Source organism: Pseudomonas sp. GW456-E7 (assembly GCF_059424105.1).
On the sequence record NZ_JBWKZB010000039.1, the window covers coordinates 1 to 18,421 of the forward strand.

An 18,421-nucleotide genomic window follows, 5' to 3' on the forward strand; every position below is an offset into this window, starting at 1 on the left:
CTCCTACAGAGGATATGTATTCACCCTGTAGGAGCTGCCGCAGGCTGCGATCTTTTTACGGTCTACTCGATCCAGCTGTAGAGCGGCGTATCCCCGCCGCTCACTACTTTCACATCCGCACAATGGCGCAAACGCACCAGCAGGCGCTTGCCCGCCGCCGCACTGCCGGTCAGGCCTTCCAATTGATCGAGCAAGTCCGGTCCACTCAACTGTCCGGCCTGACGCAGCAAATCCCTGGCGATCTGCCACAGCGCATCATCCTGATTCAGCGGTTTCGCCACCGGGGCGCTGACCGGGGATTTTTCTACCTGCAACTGCGCCCCTAGTCGCGCCCAGTCCGCATCGTCCATCTCCAGGGTCAAATCCACCGGCCAGTCGCCGATGCTTCCGCGAATTCGCAACATAAGTCTGCTCCCGCACTTTTCTTCCCTGCATGCTCCCATGGGACTTGTGCAACGCCAAGCAGGCAGTCAAACTCTCCGCACTTACGTTATAAGATTACATAACATTTTCTTCATTTTACTTTTCGGAGACTCGCCATGCGTCGTCTGCTTCTCGCTCTGCCGTTTGCCATGTTGCCGCTGGCTGTCGCCCATGCTGCCGACGAACACGATCACGAGCATGGCAGCCTGGGTGCCCACGAACATGGTGTTGGACGCCTGAACGCGGCGCTGGACGGCAAGACCCTGGCGCTGGAACTGCAAAGCCCGGCCATGAATCTGGTGGGTTTCGAACACGTCGCCACCAGCGATGCCGACAAAGCCAAAGTCGCCGCGGCCCGCGCTCTGCTTGAGCAACCGCTGGCCCTGTTCAACCTGCCGAAAGCCGCCGGTTGCGTGGTGGAGAACCAGGAACTGGAAAGCCCGTTGTTCGGTGACACGCCCGATGCCGACGATGACCATGATGAAGACGACAAGGACGAGCATCATCACGACCACAGCGAAATCCACGCTCATTATCAGTTCACCTGCGCCACACCGAACGCATTGAAGACCCTGGACCTGGCGAAGATTTTCAACTCGTTCCCGGCCACTCGGACGATTCAGGTACAACTGATCGGCCCGAACGGGCAGCAAGGCGTTGATGTGACGGCCAAGGCTGCCGCCCTCAAATTCTGAATTCACCATAGATTTCCTGTAGGAGCTGCCGCAGGCTGCGATCTTTTAATCTTTGAAGGTCAAAAGATCGCAGCCTGCGGCAGCTCCTGCACAGGTCATCAACATTCATGAAATCGGTTAAATGACCCACGCACTCATCGAACTGTCCGACCTGGGCTTCAGCTGGCCCGGTCACCCGCCACTGCTGGACATCCCGGCGTTTCGCCTGGAGCGAGGTGAAACCCTGTTTCTCAAAGGTCCCAGCGGTAGCGGCAAGACCACCCTGCTCGGTCTGCTCGGTGGCGTGCAAAAACCCGATCGCGGCAGCATCCGCCTGCTCGGCCAGGAACTGACACAACTCTCGGCCGGCGCCCGTGACCACTTCCGCGTCGATCACACCGGCTACATCTTCCAGCAGTTCAACCTGCTGCCGTTTCTGTCGGTGCGTGAAAACGTCGAACTGCCTTGCCACTTCTCGAAGCTGCGTGCCGAACGGGCGAAACAGCGTCACGGCAGCGTCGACAAAGCGGCCGCGACGCTGCTCGCCCACCTGGGTCTGAAGGATGCAAACATCCTCGGTCGCCGCGCCGATTCGTTGTCCATCGGCCAGCAACAACGGGTCGCCGCCGCCCGGGCGCTAATCGGGCAACCGGAACTGGTGATCGCCGACGAGCCGACCTCGGCCCTCGATTACGACGCCCGTGAGAACTTCATTCGCCTGTTGTTCGCCGAGTGCCGCGAAGCTGGCTCGAGCCTGTTGTTCGTCAGCCACGACCAGAGCCTGGCGCCGCTGTTCGACCACAACCTGTCGCTGGCCGAGCTCAATCGCGCCGCCACCCCGTCCGAGGTCTGAGATGTATCTGTTTCGTCTAGCCATGGCCAGCCTGGCTAACCGCCGCTTCACCGCGATCCTCACGGCGTTCGCCATCGCCTTGTCGGTGTGCCTGCTGCTGGCGGTGGAGCGCGTGCGCACCGAAGCCAAGGCCAGTTTCGCCAGCACCATCAGCGGCACCGACCTGATCGTCGGCGCCCGCTCAGGCTCGGTGAACCTGTTGCTGTACTCGGTGTTCCGTATCGGCAATGCCACCAACAACATCCGCTGGGACAGCTTCGAACACTTCGCCAACAACCCGAAAGTGAAGTGGGCGATCCCGATGTCCCTCGGCGATTCCCATCGCGGCTATCGGGTGATGGGCACCACCGAAGCCTACTTCGAGCATTACCAGTACGGCCGCCAGCAACACCTGGCGCTGGCCGATGGCCGGGCGTTTGCGACCGACCCGTTCGAAGTGGTGCTCGGTGCCGAAGTGGCCGAGGCACTGCACTACAAACTCGGTGACAAACTGGTGCTGGCCCACGGCGTGGCGGCGATCAGCCTGGTCAAGCACGACGACAAGCCGTTCACCGTGGTCGGCATTCTCAAACGCACCGGCACGCCGGTGGACCGCACGCTGCACATCAGCCTCGGCGGTATGGAAGCGATTCATATCGACTGGCATAACGGCCTGCCGGCCCGGGGCGAGGGTCGTATCACCGCCGATCAGGCGCGCAACATGGACCTCACGCCGCAAGCGATCACCGCGTTCATGCTCGGTCTGAACAACAAGATTTCGACCTTTGCCCTGCAACGGGAAATCAATGAATTCCGAGGTGAGCCGATGCTGGCGATCCTGCCGGGCGTGGCGCTGCAAGAGCTGTGGAGCCTGATGGGCACGGCGGAAAAAGCCCTGTTCGTGGTCTCGCTGTTTGTGGTGCTGACCGGGTTGATCGGCATGCTCACGGCGATTCTCACCAGCCTCAACGAACGCCGCCGGGAAATGGCGATCCTGCGTTCGGTGGGTGCGCGCCCCTGGCACATCGCGACGCTGCTGGTGCTCGAAGCCTTTGCCCTGGCGCTGTCGGGCGTGATCGCCGGCGTGGCGTTGCTGTACGTGTGCATCGCCGCGGCCCAGGGTTATGTGCAGGCCAACTACGGTCTGTATCTGCCGCTGTCCTGGCCAAGCGAGTATGAATGGACGTTGCTCGGTGGCATCCTGATCGCCGCGTTGCTGATGGGCAGCGTGCCGGCCTGGCGCGCCTATCGCCAATCCCTGGCCGATGGTCTGTCGATCCGCTTATGAGGACGTTGAAAATGCCCCGCGCTGTACTTGCGCTGCTGATGCTGGTCGCCCTGCCCCTGTGGGCGGCCCAGCCGCGAGATTTGACCTGGTCGGAGATGATTCCGCCGGATGCGCCGAAAGAAGTGCCGAACATGACGCCGCTGCATGACCTGTCGCAGATGAGCAATGCGCTGTCGGCCGAGTCGGCGCCCGCCGCCAGGCAAGACTTGCCCAACGCACCGGTGGTCAAGACCCTCGATGGCCAGAGCATTCGTCTGCCGGGTTACATCGTGCCGCTGGAAGTGAGCGAGGAAGGACGCACCACGGAGTTTCTGCTGGTGCCCTATTTCGGCGCCTGCATCCACGTACCGCCACCGCCGTCGAACCAGATCGTGCACGTCAAGAGCGAAGTCGGCGTGAAGCTCGACGAGTTGTATCAGCCGTACTGGATCGAGGGCGCATTGCAGGTCAAGGCGTCCACCAGCGAACTGGCGGATGCCGGGTATCAGATGGAGGCGGACAAGATTTATCTGTATGAATTACCGGAGTGAGTCCGGTAGTCATGGGTTGCTTTAAAGTCAGTCATCGCGAGCAAGCTCGCTCCCACACTTGATCTGTGTCTCGACTCAAATCCCCTGTGGGAGCGAGCTTGCTCGCGATGAGGCCATCAGCAACACCACAAAAATCACTCCCTTCCCACTTTCATTGAGCTGCATCAAAAGACCGAATCGTTAGGCGCCTTACCATTGGACATCGAACATTTTTAACGTCCTCTGGAGCCCCCATGAACAAGTCCTTGCTCAGCGCTTCGCTGGTTGCCCTTGCGCTCGCAGCCCCGCTCGCCAATGCTTTCGAAGCCGGTGACATTATCCTCCGTGCCGGCGCCATCACCGTCGACCCGGAAGCCGACAGCTCCAGCGTCAAGGTTGATCAAGGCCCGCTGGCGGGTGCCGACCTGGGTGGCAAAGCGACTCTGAGCAGCGACACACAGCTTGGTCTGAACTTCGCCTACATGCTCACAAACCACCTCGGTATCGAGCTGCTCGCGGCAACCCCCTTCGAACATGATGTGAAAATCAAGGGCACCGCGCTGGCCCCTGCCAACGGCAAGCTCGGTAGCATCAAACAGCTGCCGCCAACCTTGAGCCTGGTGTATTACCCGCTGGATCCCAAGTCGGCGTTCCAACCGTACATCGGCGGTGGCATCAACTACACCTATATCTACGACGAACATGTCGGCAGCCGAGCCCAGTCCGCCGGTTTCAGCAATTTCAAGGCGGATAACTCATGGGGTCTGGCCTGGCAGGTCGGTGCCGACTACATGCTGACCGACAACGTGATGATTAACGCCCAGGTGCGCTACATCGACATCGATACCACCGCCACTGTGGAAAACAACGCCATTGCACCGGGCACCCGGGCCAAGGTCGATGTGGATGTGGATCCGTTCGTCTACATGGTCGGTCTGGGCTACAAGTTCTAAGTAACGTTCACGTGGTGGTGGATGAGGCCGTGGCGAGCAAACTCAATACTGATGACGACCGTGACGGAGTCGATCTGGAGCAAGCTCCCTCGCCATAGAAGTTGCACACGCTTTAAGTAAATTCCGGCCGTGAAAAAGGCGCCTGTAAAAAGGCGCCTTTTTCATGTCCACGGGTGAGCGATCTATCGCCCCAGCAACCGCGCCAGCCCCACACTCATCGGTGTTTGCGAGGAGGTGCGAAAGCGCTCCAGCAGACGCCGGTTGTTCGCCCGGGAATGACGGATGTCACCGGAGCGCGCCGGGCCGTAGCTTACCGGCGGCAGCTGGCCGACCACGGCTTCAAGCGCTTCGAGCATTTGCTTGAGGGTCGTCGCCTGGTTCCAGCCAACGTTGACCGCACCGACTTCGGCCCGGGGCTTCTCGATGGCCTGCACCAGCAAGTCGACCAGGTCTTCGACGTAGACAAAATCCCGGGTTTGCTCACCATCGCCGAACACGGTGATCGGCAAGCCCTTCAATGCGCGCTCGCTGAAAATGCTGATCACCCCGGAGTACGGCGAAGACGGATCCTGGCGCGGGCCGAAGATGTTGAAGAAGCGAAAAATCACCGGTTCCAGCCCATGCTGGCGACGGTAGAAATCGAAGTACTGCTCGCTGGCCAGTTTGTCCACCGCATACGGCGTCAGCGGCGCCTTTGGGGTGTCTTCGTCGATCGACTCGCCCTCGCCATTGTTGCCATACACCGCCGCGCTGGAGGCGAACAGCACGCGTTTGACCCCGGCCTGGCGCATGGCTTCGCAGACGTTCAGCGTGCCGATGAAGTTGCTCTGGTGCGTGCGCACCGGATCGTCCACCGAGGCCTGCACCGACGCCACGGCGGCCAGGTGCGCCACGGCGCTGCAACCGGCCATCGCCTGGGCGACCACAGCCGCATCGGCCACGTCGCCGACGATCAGTTCGACCTTGGGATTATCCAGCGGCAGATTGCTGCGCTTGCCGGTGGACAGGTCATCGAGGATCCGCACTGCATGGCCCTTGGTGAGCAGGGCGTCAGTCAGGTGCGAACCAATGAAACCGGCACCACCGGTGATCAAAACGGGACCGTCAGCCATGGCGATAGAACCTGTCCAGTAGACCGGGAAGCGCCGCACGCCAGGCGCGTGGCTTGATCCCGAAGGTGTGCAGAATTTTTTTGCAGGCCAATACCGCGTGTTGCGGCTCTTCCGCAGCATCCGGACGCGCGGCGTGGGCCTGGGCGGTCGGGGCTTCGATGGCCAGCGGATGCAGGCTGCGGGCTTCGGTCAGAATCGCCTGCCCCAGCGCCAGCGGCGTGGTCGCCTCATGCCCGGCGTAGTGGTAGGTGCCCCACAGCGGCGCTGCGCAATCGAGTTGCTTGAGCACTGAAATGATCACACGGGCGGCATCGTCGACCGGCGTCGGATTGCCGCGCCGGTCGTCGGCCATCAGCAGCTCTTCGGGTTGTTCGGCACGGGCGAGGAAGCGGCCAAGGGCACCGTCCGGGCTGTCGTCCAGCAGCCAGCCGAAACGCAGCAGCACGTGTTGCGGGCAAGTGGCGCGAACGCTTTGCTCGATCCGCCACAACGCCTGCCCCCGCAAGCCCAAGGGCACCGGTTCGTCTTTTTCGCTGTAGGCCGTGGCGCGGGAACCGTCGAACACGCGATAGCTGGAAGGTTGCAGCAGGACGATGTTGTGATGCTGGCACAGTTCCGCCAGACGCTCGATCGCGCGCTCCTGGCCGGCCAGACGCTGTTCGCTGACCGCTTCGGCCTGAAACCAGTCGAAGTAGTAGGCAAGGTTGATCAATGCATCGGGACGGGTGTCGTCGAGCAGTTGCGTCAGGCTCGCGGCATCCCAGCCGTCTTGCGGCGGGCGGGGGGCGAGGAAACCGATGTCTTCCTCCGCACCGAGGCGAATCAGCGCCTGCCCAAGGGCATTTCCGCCGCCCAGTAACATAAGGCGCATTCGCATAGAGTCAGCAGGCCCAGTCTGATTGGAACGATGGCTATATCGACATCGCCCCCAGGCGATGTCGTTGGTAATTGCCGGAATCGTTGCATTTTGCGGGTTTAGTGCGCAACCGTCATCCGTAAAGTGTAGATGTCCGGGATTTGTGGTGCTGCCACTGGCCTCATCGCGAGCAAGCTCGCTCCCACAATGGTTTTGTGAACACCACCCCCCCTGTGGGAGCGAGCTTGCTCGCGATGGGGCCCTGTCAGTCAACAGAGATCCCCGAGCGGTACTTGCATCTTGCGCCCCCCACCCGCATAACTTGCTGCATGAACCTGCCCATCCCCGCAGACAGTGCCCTGAGCGGCTTTCACCCCGCCGTCAGTGCCTGGTTCAGCCACACGTTCGCAGCGGTCACCGCCGCCCAGGCCCGGGCGTGGCCGTTGATCCGCCAGCGGCGCTCAACTCTGGTCGCCGCCCCCACCGGCTCCGGCAAGACCCTCACCGCGTTTCTCGCGGTCATCGACGACCTGGTGCACCGCGGTCTGGAAAGCCCCGAAGGCTTGCCCGATGCAACGCTGGTGGTCTACGTCTCGCCGCTCAAGGCACTGTCCAACGACATCCGGATCAACCTGCAAAACCCGTTGGCCGGCATTACCGAGCAACTGCGTGTGATGGGGCTGCCCGAACTGCAGATCAGCACCGCCGTGCGCACCGGCGATACACCGCAAAAAGACCGCTCGGCGATGCGCAAGACGGCGCCGCACATTCTGGTGACCACACCGGAATCCCTATACGTGCTGCTCGGTTCCGACTCCGGTCGGCAGATGCTCGGTACGACACAAACGGTGATCATCGACGAAATCCATGCCATGGCCGCCAGCAAGCGTGGCAGCCATCTGGCCCTGAGCCTTGAACGCCTGCAGGCACTCTGCCCCGAGCCGCTGCTGCGCATCGGTCTGTCGGCCACGCAAAAACCCATCGAGGCCGTGTCGCGTTTCCTGGTCGGTCGCGACCGCCCGTGCGAGATCGTCGACATCGGCCACGCCCGCCCCCGCGACCTGGACATCGAAGTGCCGCCCGTGCCGCTGTCGGCCGTGATGGCCAACGATGTCTGGGAACTGGTCTACGACCGCCTCGCCGCCCTCGCCCGGGAACACCGGACCACGCTGATTTTCGTCAACACCCGGCGTTTGGCCGAACGCCTGAGCCGGCACCTGAGCGAACGCCTGGGCAAGGACGCCGTAGCGGCCCACCACGGCAGCCTGGCCAAGGAGTTTCGCCTGGACGCCGAGCAACGGCTCAAGCGCGGCGACCTGCAAGTGCTGATCGCCACGGCGTCGCTGGAACTGGGGATCGACATCGGCGACGTCGACCTGGTGTGCCAGATCGCCTCGCCGCGCTCGATTGCCGGTTTTCTGCAACGGGTCGGCCGTTCCGGGCACCAGGTCGGCGGCACGCCCAAGGGCCGCTTGTTCGCCACCACTCGCGACGACCTGATCGAATGCGCCGCGCTGCTCGACTGCGTGCGCCGGGGCGAACTCGATACCTTGCTGATCCCGCAGGCGCCGCTGGACGTGCTGGCGCAGCAGATCATCGCCGAAGTCAGTTGCCAGGAGTGGCCTGAGCAAGCGCTGTTGGAGATGCTGCGCCGCGCCTCACCCTACGCCGGACTCGACGACAAACACTATCAGGCACAACTGCAGATGCTCGCCGAGGGCTACAACGGGCGTCAGGGCATCCGTAGCGCCTACCTGCACCGCGACGCCGTGAACCGCACCCTGCGCGGGCGCCGTGGCGCGAAACTGACCGCAGTGACCAGTGGCGGGACCATTCCGGACAACGCCGACTACGCCGTGCTGCTGGAGCCTCAAGGGCTGAACATCGGCACCATCAACGAAGACTTCGCGGTGGAAAGCATCGCCGGGGATATCTTCCAGCTGGGCAATACCTCCTATCGAATCCTGCGGGTGGAAACCGGCAAGGTGCGGGTCGAGGATGCCCAGGGTCAACCGCCGACCATTCCGTTCTGGCTTGGTGAAGCGCCGGGGCGCAGCGCCGAATTGTCCTCGGCGGTGGCGCGCTTGCAGGCACAACTCGACGACCTGCTGGGTACCGCACCAGGCAACTTGCAACCTGCGCTCGACTGGCTGACCGAGACCCTGGGCCTGAACATCGCCAGCGCCGAACAGCTGGTGGATTACCTGGCCCGCGCACGACAGACGCTGGGTGCCCTGCCATCCCAAGACACGCTGCTGATGGAGCGTTTTTTCGACGAGTCCGGCGGCACCCAGCTGGTCATTCATACGCCGTTCGGCAGCCGCATCAACCGCGCCTGGGGCCTGGCCCTGCGCAAGCGCTTCTGTCGCACCTTCAACTTCGAACTGCAGGCCGCCGCCAGCGAAGACGCCATCGTGCTGTCGCTGTCCACCAGCCACAGTTTTGAACTGGACGATGTCTGGCGCTACCTGCACAGCAACAGCGCCGAACACATCCTGATCCAGGCCGTGCTCGACGCGCCGCTGTTCGGCGTGCGCTGGCGCTGGAATGCCGGCGTGGCCCTGGCGCTGCCGCGCTACAGCGGCGGGCGCAAAGTCCCGCCGCAAATCCAGCGGATGAAAAGCGAAGACCTGATCGCCAGCGTGTTTCCCGATCAGATTGCCTGCGTGGAAAACCTCGCCGGCGAACGGGAGATTCCCGACCATCCGCTGGTGGAACAGACCCTCGACGATTGCCTGCACGAAGCCATGGACACTGAAGGCTGGCTGACCTTGTTGCGGCGTATGGAACGCGGCGACATCCGCCTGATCAGCCGCGACTTGCCGGCGCCCTCGCCGCTGGCGGCGGAGATTCTCAGCGCCCGCCCCTACACCTTTCTCGACGATGCACCGCTTGAAGAGCGCCGCACCCAAGCGGTACTCAATCGACGCTGGAGCGATCCGCAATCCACCGACGACCTCGGTGCACTGGACGCCGGGGCGATTGCCGCCGTGCGCGACGAAGCCTGGCCAGCGCCCTCCAGTATCGATGAAATGCACGAGGCCTTGATGAGCCTGGCGTGCATCACCGATGCCGAGGCCGGCGCCAATCCGCAATGGCTCGACTGGCTCAAGACCCTGGCCGACAGCGGACGCGCGAGTCGTTTACAGATCAATGCCGGCCAATCGTTGTGGCTGGCGCTGGAGCGCCTGACCTGCCTGCGGGCCATTTATCCACAGGCCGAATTGACGCCACCGCTGCAAGCGCTGCCAGACTTCGATGAAACCTGGGCACCCGACGAAGCCGTCCTCGAACTGATCCGCGCACGGCTCAGCGCCTTCGGCCCGCTTGCGCTCGAGCGTATTGCCGAACCACTCGGCTTGCCCGCAGCACAAGTGACCCAGGCCCTGGCGCAACTGGAACGCGAAGGCTACGTACTGCGCGGCCGCTTCACCCCGGGCATCGCTGAAGAAGAATGGTGCGAGCGGCATTTGCTGGCGCGAATTCATCGCTATACGGTCAAGCGCCTGCGACGGGAAATCGAACCGGTGGCACTGCAGGATTTCATGCGATTCCTGTTCGACTGGCAGCATGTGTCGAGTGCAAGCCAGGGCCAGGGCGCGGCGGTGTTGCCAGCCATCGTCGGGCAATTCGAAGGCTACCCCGCCGCCGCTTCCGCCTGGGACAGCGACATCCTGCCCGCACGGATCAAGGACTACTCGGCGACCTGGCTGGATGAGTTGTGCCGCAGCGGCAGGCTGGTGTGGACGCGCCTGACTGCGCACAACAAAAACGCCGGCACCGCGTTGCGCAGCACACCGATTGTCTTGCTGCCGCGCAACCGGGTCGGCCTCTGGAGCGGCTTGACCGAACAGACACCGGTAAGCGAACTGTCGCCGAAAACACAAAAGGTCCACGCCGCCCTCAGCCAGCACGGCGCGCTGTTTTTCGACGAGTTGATCCATGAGGCGCACTTGCTGCGTTCGGAACTGGAAATCGCCCTGCAGGAACTGGTGGGCGCGGGGCTGGTGAACGCCGACAGCTTTGCCGGTTTGCGCGCCCTGATCACCCCGGCCAGCAAGCGCCAGCCGCGCAACAGTCGGCGTGGCCGCGGTGCATTCATCGGTGGCATGGACGATGCCGGGCGCTGGGCCTTGTTGCGACGCGCGCCAACGGTCCCGGTGGTGGAAAACCAGCGTCCCTCGCCGACGCCGGCCGATACCCTGGAACACATCGCCATGACCTTGCTGCGTCGCTACGGCGTGGTGTTCTGGCGCTTGCTGGAACGTGAGGCAGACTGGCTGCCGAGCTGGCGCGAACTGCTGCGCACCTTCCATCGCCTGGAGGCACGCGGCGAGATTCGTGGGGGCCGGTTTGTCAGCGGCCTGGCGGGCGAGCAATTCGCCCTGCCCGAAGCGATTCCCTTGCTGCGGGAGGTGCGACGTCGGCCCCATGACGGCAGTTTGGTCGCGGTGTGCGGGGTCGATCCGCTGAACCTCGCCGGCACGCTATTACCTGGTGCGAAAGTCCCGGCGCTTACGAGCAATCGGCTGGTGTATCGCGATGGTTTGCCGGTTGCTGCCGAGATTGCCGGCAAGCAACAGTTTTGGGGGGAGCTGGATCAGCAGGCGAGTGCCGAGGTGCGCAGCAAGCTGATCCGGCATTGAGGTTGTCTGGTCTGGCCCCTTCGCGAGCAGGCTCGCTCCCACAGTTGATCTGTGTCGTTCACAAATCCCCCTGTGGGAGCGAGCCTGCTCGCGAAGAGGCCATTACAGCCTCCGAAAATTTCCCTGACGACTTACTGAGACCGCGGCCGATCCGGCATCAACACCGCCGCATGCTCCGGCTCAGTCTCTGGTGGCGCTTCAACCGGATGCCGCGGCACCAGCGCCTGCTGTGGATAAGTCTGCGCGAAGTTCACCCACGGGCAGTTATCCACAAGCTTTTTCAATCGCTGGTTAAAGGCCCGGCTCACCGCATATTGGCCACCGGACACCGTGCGAAATTGTGCGGTCAGCACCACACCGTTGAGGTCCATCCTGTCGACGCCAAACACATCCAGCGGCCCTTGCAGGTTGTAGCGCAGGAACGGGTCGTTGCTGATGGAATGCCCGGCCTCGCGGATCAGTTCGATGGCCTTGTCGACGTCGGTATCGTAGGTGAATTGCACGGAGAAAAATGCATAGGCGAATTGCCGCGACTGGTTGGTCACGGCCTTGATCTGCCCGAAGGGTACCGAGTGCACGAAACCCTTGCCGTCGCGCAGGCGCAAGGTGCGGATGGTCAGGCCTTCGACCGTGCCGGCATGCCCGGAATCAAGCACCACCCAATCACCGATGGACAGGGTGTCCTCGATGATGATGAACAGTCCGGTAATCACATCCTGCACCAGTTGCTGGGAGCCGAAACCGATTGCCAGCCCGATGACCCCGGCACCGGCCAGGAATGGCGCGACGTTGATCCCCAGGTTGGCCATGGTGGTGATCGCGCAGATCACCACCAGGATGATTTTGATCGCATTGCGCAGCAGCGGCAGGATGGTTTTCACCCGCGTACTCGGCTGGCGTGCCGTGCGCTTGTTGGTCGGCGGTTTCAGGGCTTCCTGAATCGCCGTGTCGAGCACCACCCAGACCATCCAGGTCACCAACAGGATCAAGCCGATGTGGCTCAGGGAATCACTGATCGCCCGGCCCACGGCGTTGCTCACCGCGAACTCGAACAGCGACACGCCCCAGATCCGCCCGAGGATATCGATGAACACGATGGCCATGCCGATGCGCAGCAAGGCGTGGGACAAGTTGAGAAAACGCTCCTTGTAGGCGCTGCTGCGGCGCAGGTCCGCTTCACTGCGCGCCTTGAACAGATGGTGCAGCGTGGTGCTGAGAAACACCGTGGCAATCAGCAATACCGTGGTGAACAAGGCGCTGCGCAGCACCATCTGGTTGTCCGCGCCAACGCCGATCAGGTTGATGATCGAGACCAGCACCATCAACAGGATCGGCCAATACCAGAGCCCGGAAAATATCCGCAGGGTCTCGCGCAATGCCGGCTGACTTTGGCGCTGGGCCAGCGGCAGGATGCGGATGACATGGGCGACCGGGCGGCGCATGCGGATCACCAGCAAGCCGAAGGAAATCGACGCCGCCATCCCGGTGAATACCGCAATGCTGCTGGTCAGATTGCTACCCAATTGATGGGAGATCTGCTGGCTGGTCAGGGCATCGCTCAAGGCCACCAGAAAGCCGATAACGAATAACGGCCGGGGGCTCTTCTCGCGGATGATCTGCACCGCCCGGCGCTTGTGGCCGGCATTGAACACCACCATCAGCGACATCACCAATGACGCGGCAAAGATCCCTGCGCTGGTGGCATAAGCCAGGCACAGCGCCAGCGCCCGGCCCGCCGAAACCGGCAAGAACTGGCTGGCATATATCGTCAGCGGCAGGCTGATCACCGCCGGAAGGGTATAGGGCAACATGTAACCGAGCAGGGCCTGGCCACGCTCGCGGCTGAGCAGCAGGCGATGCGCGCACAGGCGTTTGGCCAACAATCGCCCGAGCAGCCAAAGACAGGCAAACACGACGGCCCACACGCCGGTCAATATCAGGAAATCGACAACGGCGCTCCAGGGCGAGCGGGCCGAAGGCTGATTGACCAACTGATCCACTTCATCCGCCGCGCGGTCCGCACGCAGGCGCCAGGCGTCGAGCAGGTTTTGATTGAGATCAAGCTTGGTCTGGACCTCGTCGATGCTTGAACTGATGGCCCCCAGCAAGCCGCCTTGCACCAGCGGTTCGGGGTGCGCCGGCGGCGTCGCAGCCGTCGAGGTGGCCGGCAGCCCGGGTATCGCGGCGGCTTCCAGTTGCTCGCTGCCCACAAACAGCAACGCCCCCAGCAGTATCGCAGTCTTGAGCCTGATCAAAACACCCGCTCCTTTGGCTGTGTCAGTAAGGAACTGATCGAAAAATGCCGGGCAAGTTCGGGCATTGCCTCTGGATAGCCGAATGGCGATACCCCATGTGGCGAGGGAGCTTGCTCCCGTCGGGGTGCGAAGCGCCCCCAATACCTTACAGTCAGATTCATCAGATTCACCGCGTTCGACGAGCTTGCGACTGCTGCGCAGTCGAGCGGGAGCAAGCTCCCTCGCCACAGACTAACACCCGCACTTACGATCTTTGCGTCCAAGGCAAATATCAAATGTCCATCCCTGTATTTTTCCTCACGAGCAAAATCCCGACACTGCGCTCCATCGAATCATCCTCCGGAGTTGCAGCCATGCCCATTGCCTTGCTCGCGCTGACCCTCAGCGCCTTTGCCATCGGGACGACAGAGTTCGTCATCGTTGGCCTGTTACCCACTATTGGCGCCGACCTCGGCGTCAGTCTGCCATCCGCCGGTCTGCTGGTCAGCCTGTATGCCCTTGGCGTCGCCGTCGGCGCCCCGGTGCTGACCGCCCTCACCGGCAAGGTTCCGCGCAAGTTGCTGCTGTTGTCGCTGATGGTGCTGTTCACCCTCGGCAACCTGCTGGCGTGGCAAGCACCGGGCTACGAGTCGCTGATCCTCGCACGGATCATCACCGGCCTGGCCCATGGGGTGTTTTTCTCGATCGGTTCGACCATCGCCACCAGTCTAGTGCCGAAGGAAAAAGCCGCCAGCGCGATTGCCATCATGTTCACCGGCCTGACCGTCGCGCTGGTTACCGGCGTGCCGTTGGGGACATTCATCGGCCAGCATTTCGGCTGGCGTGAAACCTTCCTCGCCGTGTCGACCCTGGGCGTCATCGCCTTCATCGGCAGCCTGATCTACGTGCCGAAAAATATCGCCCACAGCAAACCCGCGTCGTTCTTGCAGCAATTGCAGGTGCTCAAGCAACCGCGCCTGTTGCTGGTGTATGCGATGACAGCCATCGGCTACGGCGGCACGTTCACCGCCTTTACCTTTCTCGCGCCAATACTTCAGGACCTCTCCGGCTTCAGCGCCAGCGCCGTCAGCCTGGTGTTGCTGGTCTACGGCATCTCCGTGGCCGTCGGCAATATCTGGGGCGGCAAACTGGCGGACAAACGCGGTCCGATCAGCGCCCTGAAAATCATTTTTGCCCTGCTCGCCGCCGTGTTGTTCGCGCTGACCTTCACGGCCGGCAATCCCTGGTTGGCGCTGGCCACCGTTCTGGTTTGGGGTGCTGTGGCATTCGGCAACGTGCCGGGGTTGCAGGTGTACGTGGTGCGCCAGGCCGAACATCACACACCCCATGCCGTGGACGTGGCATCTGGCCTGAACATCGCCGCGTTCAACCTCGGCATTGCCGGCGGCGCCTGGGGCGGTGGCCTGATCGTCGCCCACATGGGGCTGATCCACACCGCGTGGATCGGTGGCCTGGTGGTGCTGGTGGCGCTGGCATTGACGGCCTGGAGTGGACGTCTTGATCGCCTTGGCCCGGCCTATGCCGAGCCGGCCGACGGTTCTGCCCGCATAATCACGGGCCACTGATACCCACTGTGGGAGCGGGCTTGCTCGCGAAGGCGTCGGCACACTCAACAATGAGGTGACTGACACACCGCTTTCGCGAGCAGGCTCGCTCCCACATTGAATCTGTTGTGATCTGTTAACTGTGTACCGTCCGTAGCCCCATCGAAACTTTCGCCGCCGCCCCAGAGTCATCCAAAAACAGGGGCCGTCAGGCGGGAGGCGACATGGCAGCGAATCACACCGATATTCCCGCACACGCAAATGCAAACGACATGCGGGTACAGGGTCCGTCCGTGACTTGTCGCTTCAAGGTGCTGACGGTCAACACCCATAAAGGTTTCACCGCGCTCAACCGGCGTTTCATCCTGCCGGAACTGCGTGAAGCGGTGCGCAGCGTGTCTGCCGATGTGGTGTTTTTGCAGGAAGTCCACGGCACCCACGAGCACCACCCCAAGCGCTACACCAACTGGCCGGCGATGCCACAATACGAGTTCCTCGCCGACACCCTGTGGCCGCAGTTCGCCTATGGCCGCAATGCGGTGTATCCGGCGGGTGATCACGGCAACGCGCTGTTGTCGAAATTCCAGATCATCCGCCACGACAACCTCGACGTATCCATCAGCGGTCACGAGAACCGCGGGATCCTGCATTGTGTGTTGCGCCTGCCCGGCGACGTCCAGGAAGTGCATGCCATTTGCGTGCACCTGGGGTTGCGCGAAAGTCACCGCACGGCGCAATTAAAGCTGCTCGCCCAGCGGCTGGACGCCCTGCCCGCCGATGCCCCGGTGATCGTCGCCGGGGACTTCAACGACTGGCGTCAGCGCGCCGATGCGTTGCTCAAACCCTGCGGTCTGCGCGAAGCCTTCGCCGCGCACCACGGCAAACCGGCGCGCAGTTTCCCCGCGCGCCTGCCAGCATTACGCCTGGACCGCATCTACCTGCGCAACCTCAAGGCCAGCCATCCGCAAGTGCTGACCACCCGCCCCTGGTCGCACCTTTCCGACCACGTCCCGCTGTCGGTGGAGATCGAGCTATGAGCAGCCAGTCGATGGAAAAAAACACGCTGGATCACATCCCCGCTCCGCCGATCCGTCAGCCGACAGCGGTCGATGTCGAATACGGCTGGCAAGGCAGCAATCGCGTCGAGTTGCTGGAAAACGGCGAAGCGTATTTTCCCCGGGTATTTGACGCCCTGCGCCGGGCGCAAAGTGAAATCCTGCTGGAAACCTTCATTGTGTTCGAGGACAAGGTCGGCAATGAGCTGCAACAGATCCTGATCGAAGCTGCCCAGCGCGGTGTACGCACCACCGTCAGCCTCGACGGCTTTGGCTGTGGCGAACTGAGTACCGGGTTCCTGACCGCCCTGACCGCGGCCGGCGTGCACCTGCAAATGTTCGATCCGGCACCGAAACGCCTGGGCATCCGCACCAACTGGTTCCGGCGCCTGCACCGCAAGATAGTGGTGGTGGACGGCAGCATTGCCTTCATCGGCGGGATCAACTTTTCTGCCGATCACCTTGCCGACTTCGGTCCCGAGGCCAAGCAGGACTATTCCGTGGAGGTGCAAGGCCCCGCGGTGGCCGACATCCATCACTTCGCTCTGCTGCAATGCGGTCGCCCGGCGCACGCCAAATACTGGTGGCAACGCCGTCGGCAGCGGCGTTCTGAACTGGCCTTCAGCGATCACGATGGCCAGGTACGTCTGGTGTACCGCGACAACGGTGAACACCCGAGCGACATTGAAGAGGTTTACCGCCAGGTGTTGCGCCAGGCCAAGCGTCGGGTGGTGATCGCCAATGCCTACTTCTTTCCCGGCTTCCGCCTGCTGCGCGAGATCCGCAACGCGGCCCGCCGGGGTGTGGATGTGCGGCTGATCCTGCAAGGGCAACCGGACATGCTGGTGGCCAAACTCGCCGCGCGCATGACCTACGACTACCTGCTCAGGTCCGGGGTGAAGATCTACGAATATTGCGACCGCCCGTTGCACGGCAAGGTTGCATTGGTGGATGAAGACTGGAGCACCGTCGGCTCCAGCAACCTCGACCCGTTGAGCCTGTCGATGAATCTGGAAGCCAACGTGCTGATCCGCGACCGTGGCTTCAATCGAGTTCTGTTCGATCGCCTGGAAGACCTCAGCGACAACCATTGCAAGACCATGTCTCACGACATCCCGCCGCGCGGGCGTATCTGGCACATGACCATAGGTTTTCTGGTGTTTCACGTCCTGCGGCATTTCCCGGCTTGGGCCGGTTGGTTGCCGGCGCACAAACCTCGCCTGAAACCCATCCCCCCTCCGACCGGGAGCGCTGACCATGAACCGCGCTGAGCCCCACATGGCAACTGACGCCAAAAGCCCGGGCAAGTCGCACTGGAGCCGCTGGAAGCGACCGCTGACGATGCTGTTTTTCCTGATGCTGATCGTGTTGTTCACGATGCTCGCCCAGCGCCTTGAGTGGAGCGAAGTGTTCGATAACCTGGCCGATTTCAAGGTGCGCACGCTGATCATTGCGTCGGGGCTGACCCTGGTGAGTTTTCTGGTGTACGCCTGCTTCGACCTGATCGGCCGCACCTACATCCGCCAGAACCTGACCTGGAAGCAGATACTGCCCGTGGGGATCATCAGCTACGCCTTCAACCTGAACCTGAGCGCCTGGGTCGGCGGCATCGCCATGCGCTACCGGTTGTATTCGCGGCTCGGGGTCAGCAAGAGCAACATCGCGAAGATCCTTGGCCTGAGCCTGGCGACCAACTGGTTCGGCTACATGGTCATTGCCGGCGCCGTGTTCAGCAGCGGACTGGTGCGCATGCCGCCGGGCTGGAAGCTCAGCAGCAGTGCGCTGCAAGGCGTGGGGGTCTTGTTGTTGCTGCTGAGCGCCGGCTACCTGGCGGCATGCCGCTTTGCCAAACGTCGGGAGTGGGCGATTCGCGGTATCGAAATCGACCTCCCGTCCTTGCGCATGGCAGTGCTGCAACTGGCCCTCGGTGCGCTGAACTGGTCGCTGATGGCCGCGGTGATCTTCACCTTGCTGCCGAGCAAACTGGACTATCCACTGGTATTGGGCGTGCTGTTGATCAGCGCCATCGCCGGGGTCATCACCCACATCCCGGCCGGGCTCGGCGTGCTCGAGGCGGTGTTCGTGGCGCTGCTGCAACACGAGGTTTCGCGCGGCAGCCTGGTGGCGGGGCTGCTGGCCTATCGGGCGATTTATTTCATCCTGCCGTTGTTGATTACCCTGGTGATGTACCTGTTGGTGGAGGCCAAGGCCAAGTCGTTGCGGGTCTCAAGGAAACCCAAGTGATCTGTGGTGTCTGCTAGTCCGCCATCGCGG

At 62.6% G+C, this 18,421-nt stretch carries 14 protein-coding genes; 10 read left to right on the forward strand and 4 right to left on the reverse strand.

What is annotated here, in order from left to right; translation table 11 throughout:
- Nucleotides 1-62: 62 nt before the first annotated feature.
- Complete coding sequence (locus AC07YV_RS22090; protein ID WP_102701263.1) at nt 63-404, reverse strand: hypothetical protein; 342 nt, start codon at nt 402-404, stop codon at nt 63-65.
- 135 nt (nt 405-539) lie between these two features.
- Between AC07YV_RS22090 and AC07YV_RS22095 the strand changes: the two genes are divergently transcribed.
- The 5 genes from AC07YV_RS22095 to AC07YV_RS22115 all read left to right on the forward strand — a co-directional run bounded on the left by AC07YV_RS22095 (nt 540) and on the right by AC07YV_RS22115 (nt 4,679).
- A complete protein-coding gene (locus AC07YV_RS22095) occupies nt 540-1,118 on the forward strand; it encodes a DUF2796 domain-containing protein (protein ID WP_102701264.1) in 579 nt (192 codons plus the stop codon).
- 121 nt (nt 1,119-1,239) lie between these two features.
- A complete protein-coding gene (locus AC07YV_RS22100; RefSeq protein WP_102701265.1) occupies nt 1,240-1,950 on the forward strand; it encodes an ABC transporter ATP-binding protein in 711 nt (236 codons plus the stop codon).
- Between the two features lies 1 nt (nt 1,951).
- Complete coding sequence (locus tag AC07YV_RS22105; protein ID WP_102701266.1) at nt 1,952-3,217, forward strand: ABC transporter permease; 1,266 nt, start codon at nt 1,952-1,954, stop codon at nt 3,215-3,217.
- Between the two features lie 11 nt (nt 3,218-3,228).
- Nucleotides 3,229-3,747: a DUF3299 domain-containing protein gene (locus tag AC07YV_RS22110; RefSeq protein WP_015097018.1), complete on the forward strand. Its 519-nt coding sequence runs from the start codon at nt 3,229-3,231 to the stop codon at nt 3,745-3,747.
- A gap of 233 nt (nt 3,748-3,980) precedes the next feature.
- A complete protein-coding gene (locus tag AC07YV_RS22115) occupies nt 3,981-4,679 on the forward strand; it encodes an OmpW/AlkL family protein (protein WP_095965761.1) in 699 nt (232 codons plus the stop codon).
- Between the two features lie 182 nt (nt 4,680-4,861).
- Here AC07YV_RS22115 and AC07YV_RS22120 read toward each other — a convergent pair whose 3' ends face one another.
- Nucleotides 4,862-5,791, reverse strand: a complete 930-nt coding sequence (locus AC07YV_RS22120; protein ID WP_102701267.1) for an NAD-dependent epimerase/dehydratase family protein — start codon at nt 5,789-5,791, stop codon at nt 4,862-4,864.
- Nucleotides 5,784-6,668 (reverse strand): sugar nucleotide-binding protein, encoded by an 885-nt coding sequence (locus AC07YV_RS22125; protein WP_007970144.1) that lies wholly within the window; start codon nt 6,666-6,668, stop codon nt 5,784-5,786. Before AC07YV_RS22125 ends, AC07YV_RS22120 begins: the two co-directional genes overlap by 8 nt.
- Before the next feature lie 308 nt (nt 6,669-6,976).
- Here AC07YV_RS22125 and AC07YV_RS22130 point away from each other — a divergent pair, with 308 nt between their 5' ends.
- Complete coding sequence (locus tag AC07YV_RS22130; protein WP_102701268.1) at nt 6,977-11,293, forward strand: DNA glycosylase AlkZ-like family protein; 4,317 nt, start codon at nt 6,977-6,979, stop codon at nt 11,291-11,293.
- A 131-nt stretch (nt 11,294-11,424) separates the two neighbouring features.
- On the opposite strand, the gene AC07YV_RS22135 is transcribed toward AC07YV_RS22130, so the two are convergent.
- Nucleotides 11,425-13,548 (reverse strand): mechanosensitive ion channel family protein, encoded by a 2,124-nt coding sequence (locus tag AC07YV_RS22135; protein ID WP_102701269.1) that lies wholly within the window; start codon nt 13,546-13,548, stop codon nt 11,425-11,427.
- A 353-nt stretch (nt 13,549-13,901) separates the two neighbouring features.
- Here AC07YV_RS22135 and AC07YV_RS22140 point away from each other — a divergent pair, with 353 nt between their 5' ends.
- The 4 genes from AC07YV_RS22140 (at nt 13,902) to AC07YV_RS22155 (ending at nt 18,391) form a co-directional block, all read left to right on the forward strand.
- Nucleotides 13,902-15,113, forward strand: coding sequence for an MFS transporter (locus AC07YV_RS22140; RefSeq protein ID WP_102701270.1), 1,212 nt, complete (start codon nt 13,902-13,904; stop codon nt 15,111-15,113).
- A 251-nt stretch (nt 15,114-15,364) separates the two neighbouring features.
- Nucleotides 15,365-16,129 carry an endonuclease/exonuclease/phosphatase family protein gene (locus tag AC07YV_RS22145; protein ID WP_256358913.1) on the forward strand — a complete coding sequence of 255 codons (765 nt, stop codon included), beginning with the start codon at nt 15,365-15,367 and terminating at the stop codon, nt 16,127-16,129.
- Entirely contained in the window at nt 16,126-17,418 is a 1,293-nt protein-coding gene (clsB, locus tag AC07YV_RS22150; protein WP_102701272.1) for a cardiolipin synthase ClsB, read from the forward strand. The genes AC07YV_RS22145 and clsB overlap by 4 nt, the downstream gene beginning before the upstream one ends.
- The gene (locus tag AC07YV_RS22155) at nt 17,405-18,391 is read left to right on the forward strand and encodes a lysylphosphatidylglycerol synthase domain-containing protein (protein ID WP_102701273.1); all 987 of its coding nucleotides are present in this window, start codon (nt 17,405-17,407) and stop codon (nt 18,389-18,391) included. Before clsB ends, AC07YV_RS22155 begins: the two co-directional genes overlap by 14 nt.
- The last annotated feature ends 30 nt before the right edge of the window (nt 18,392-18,421 follow it).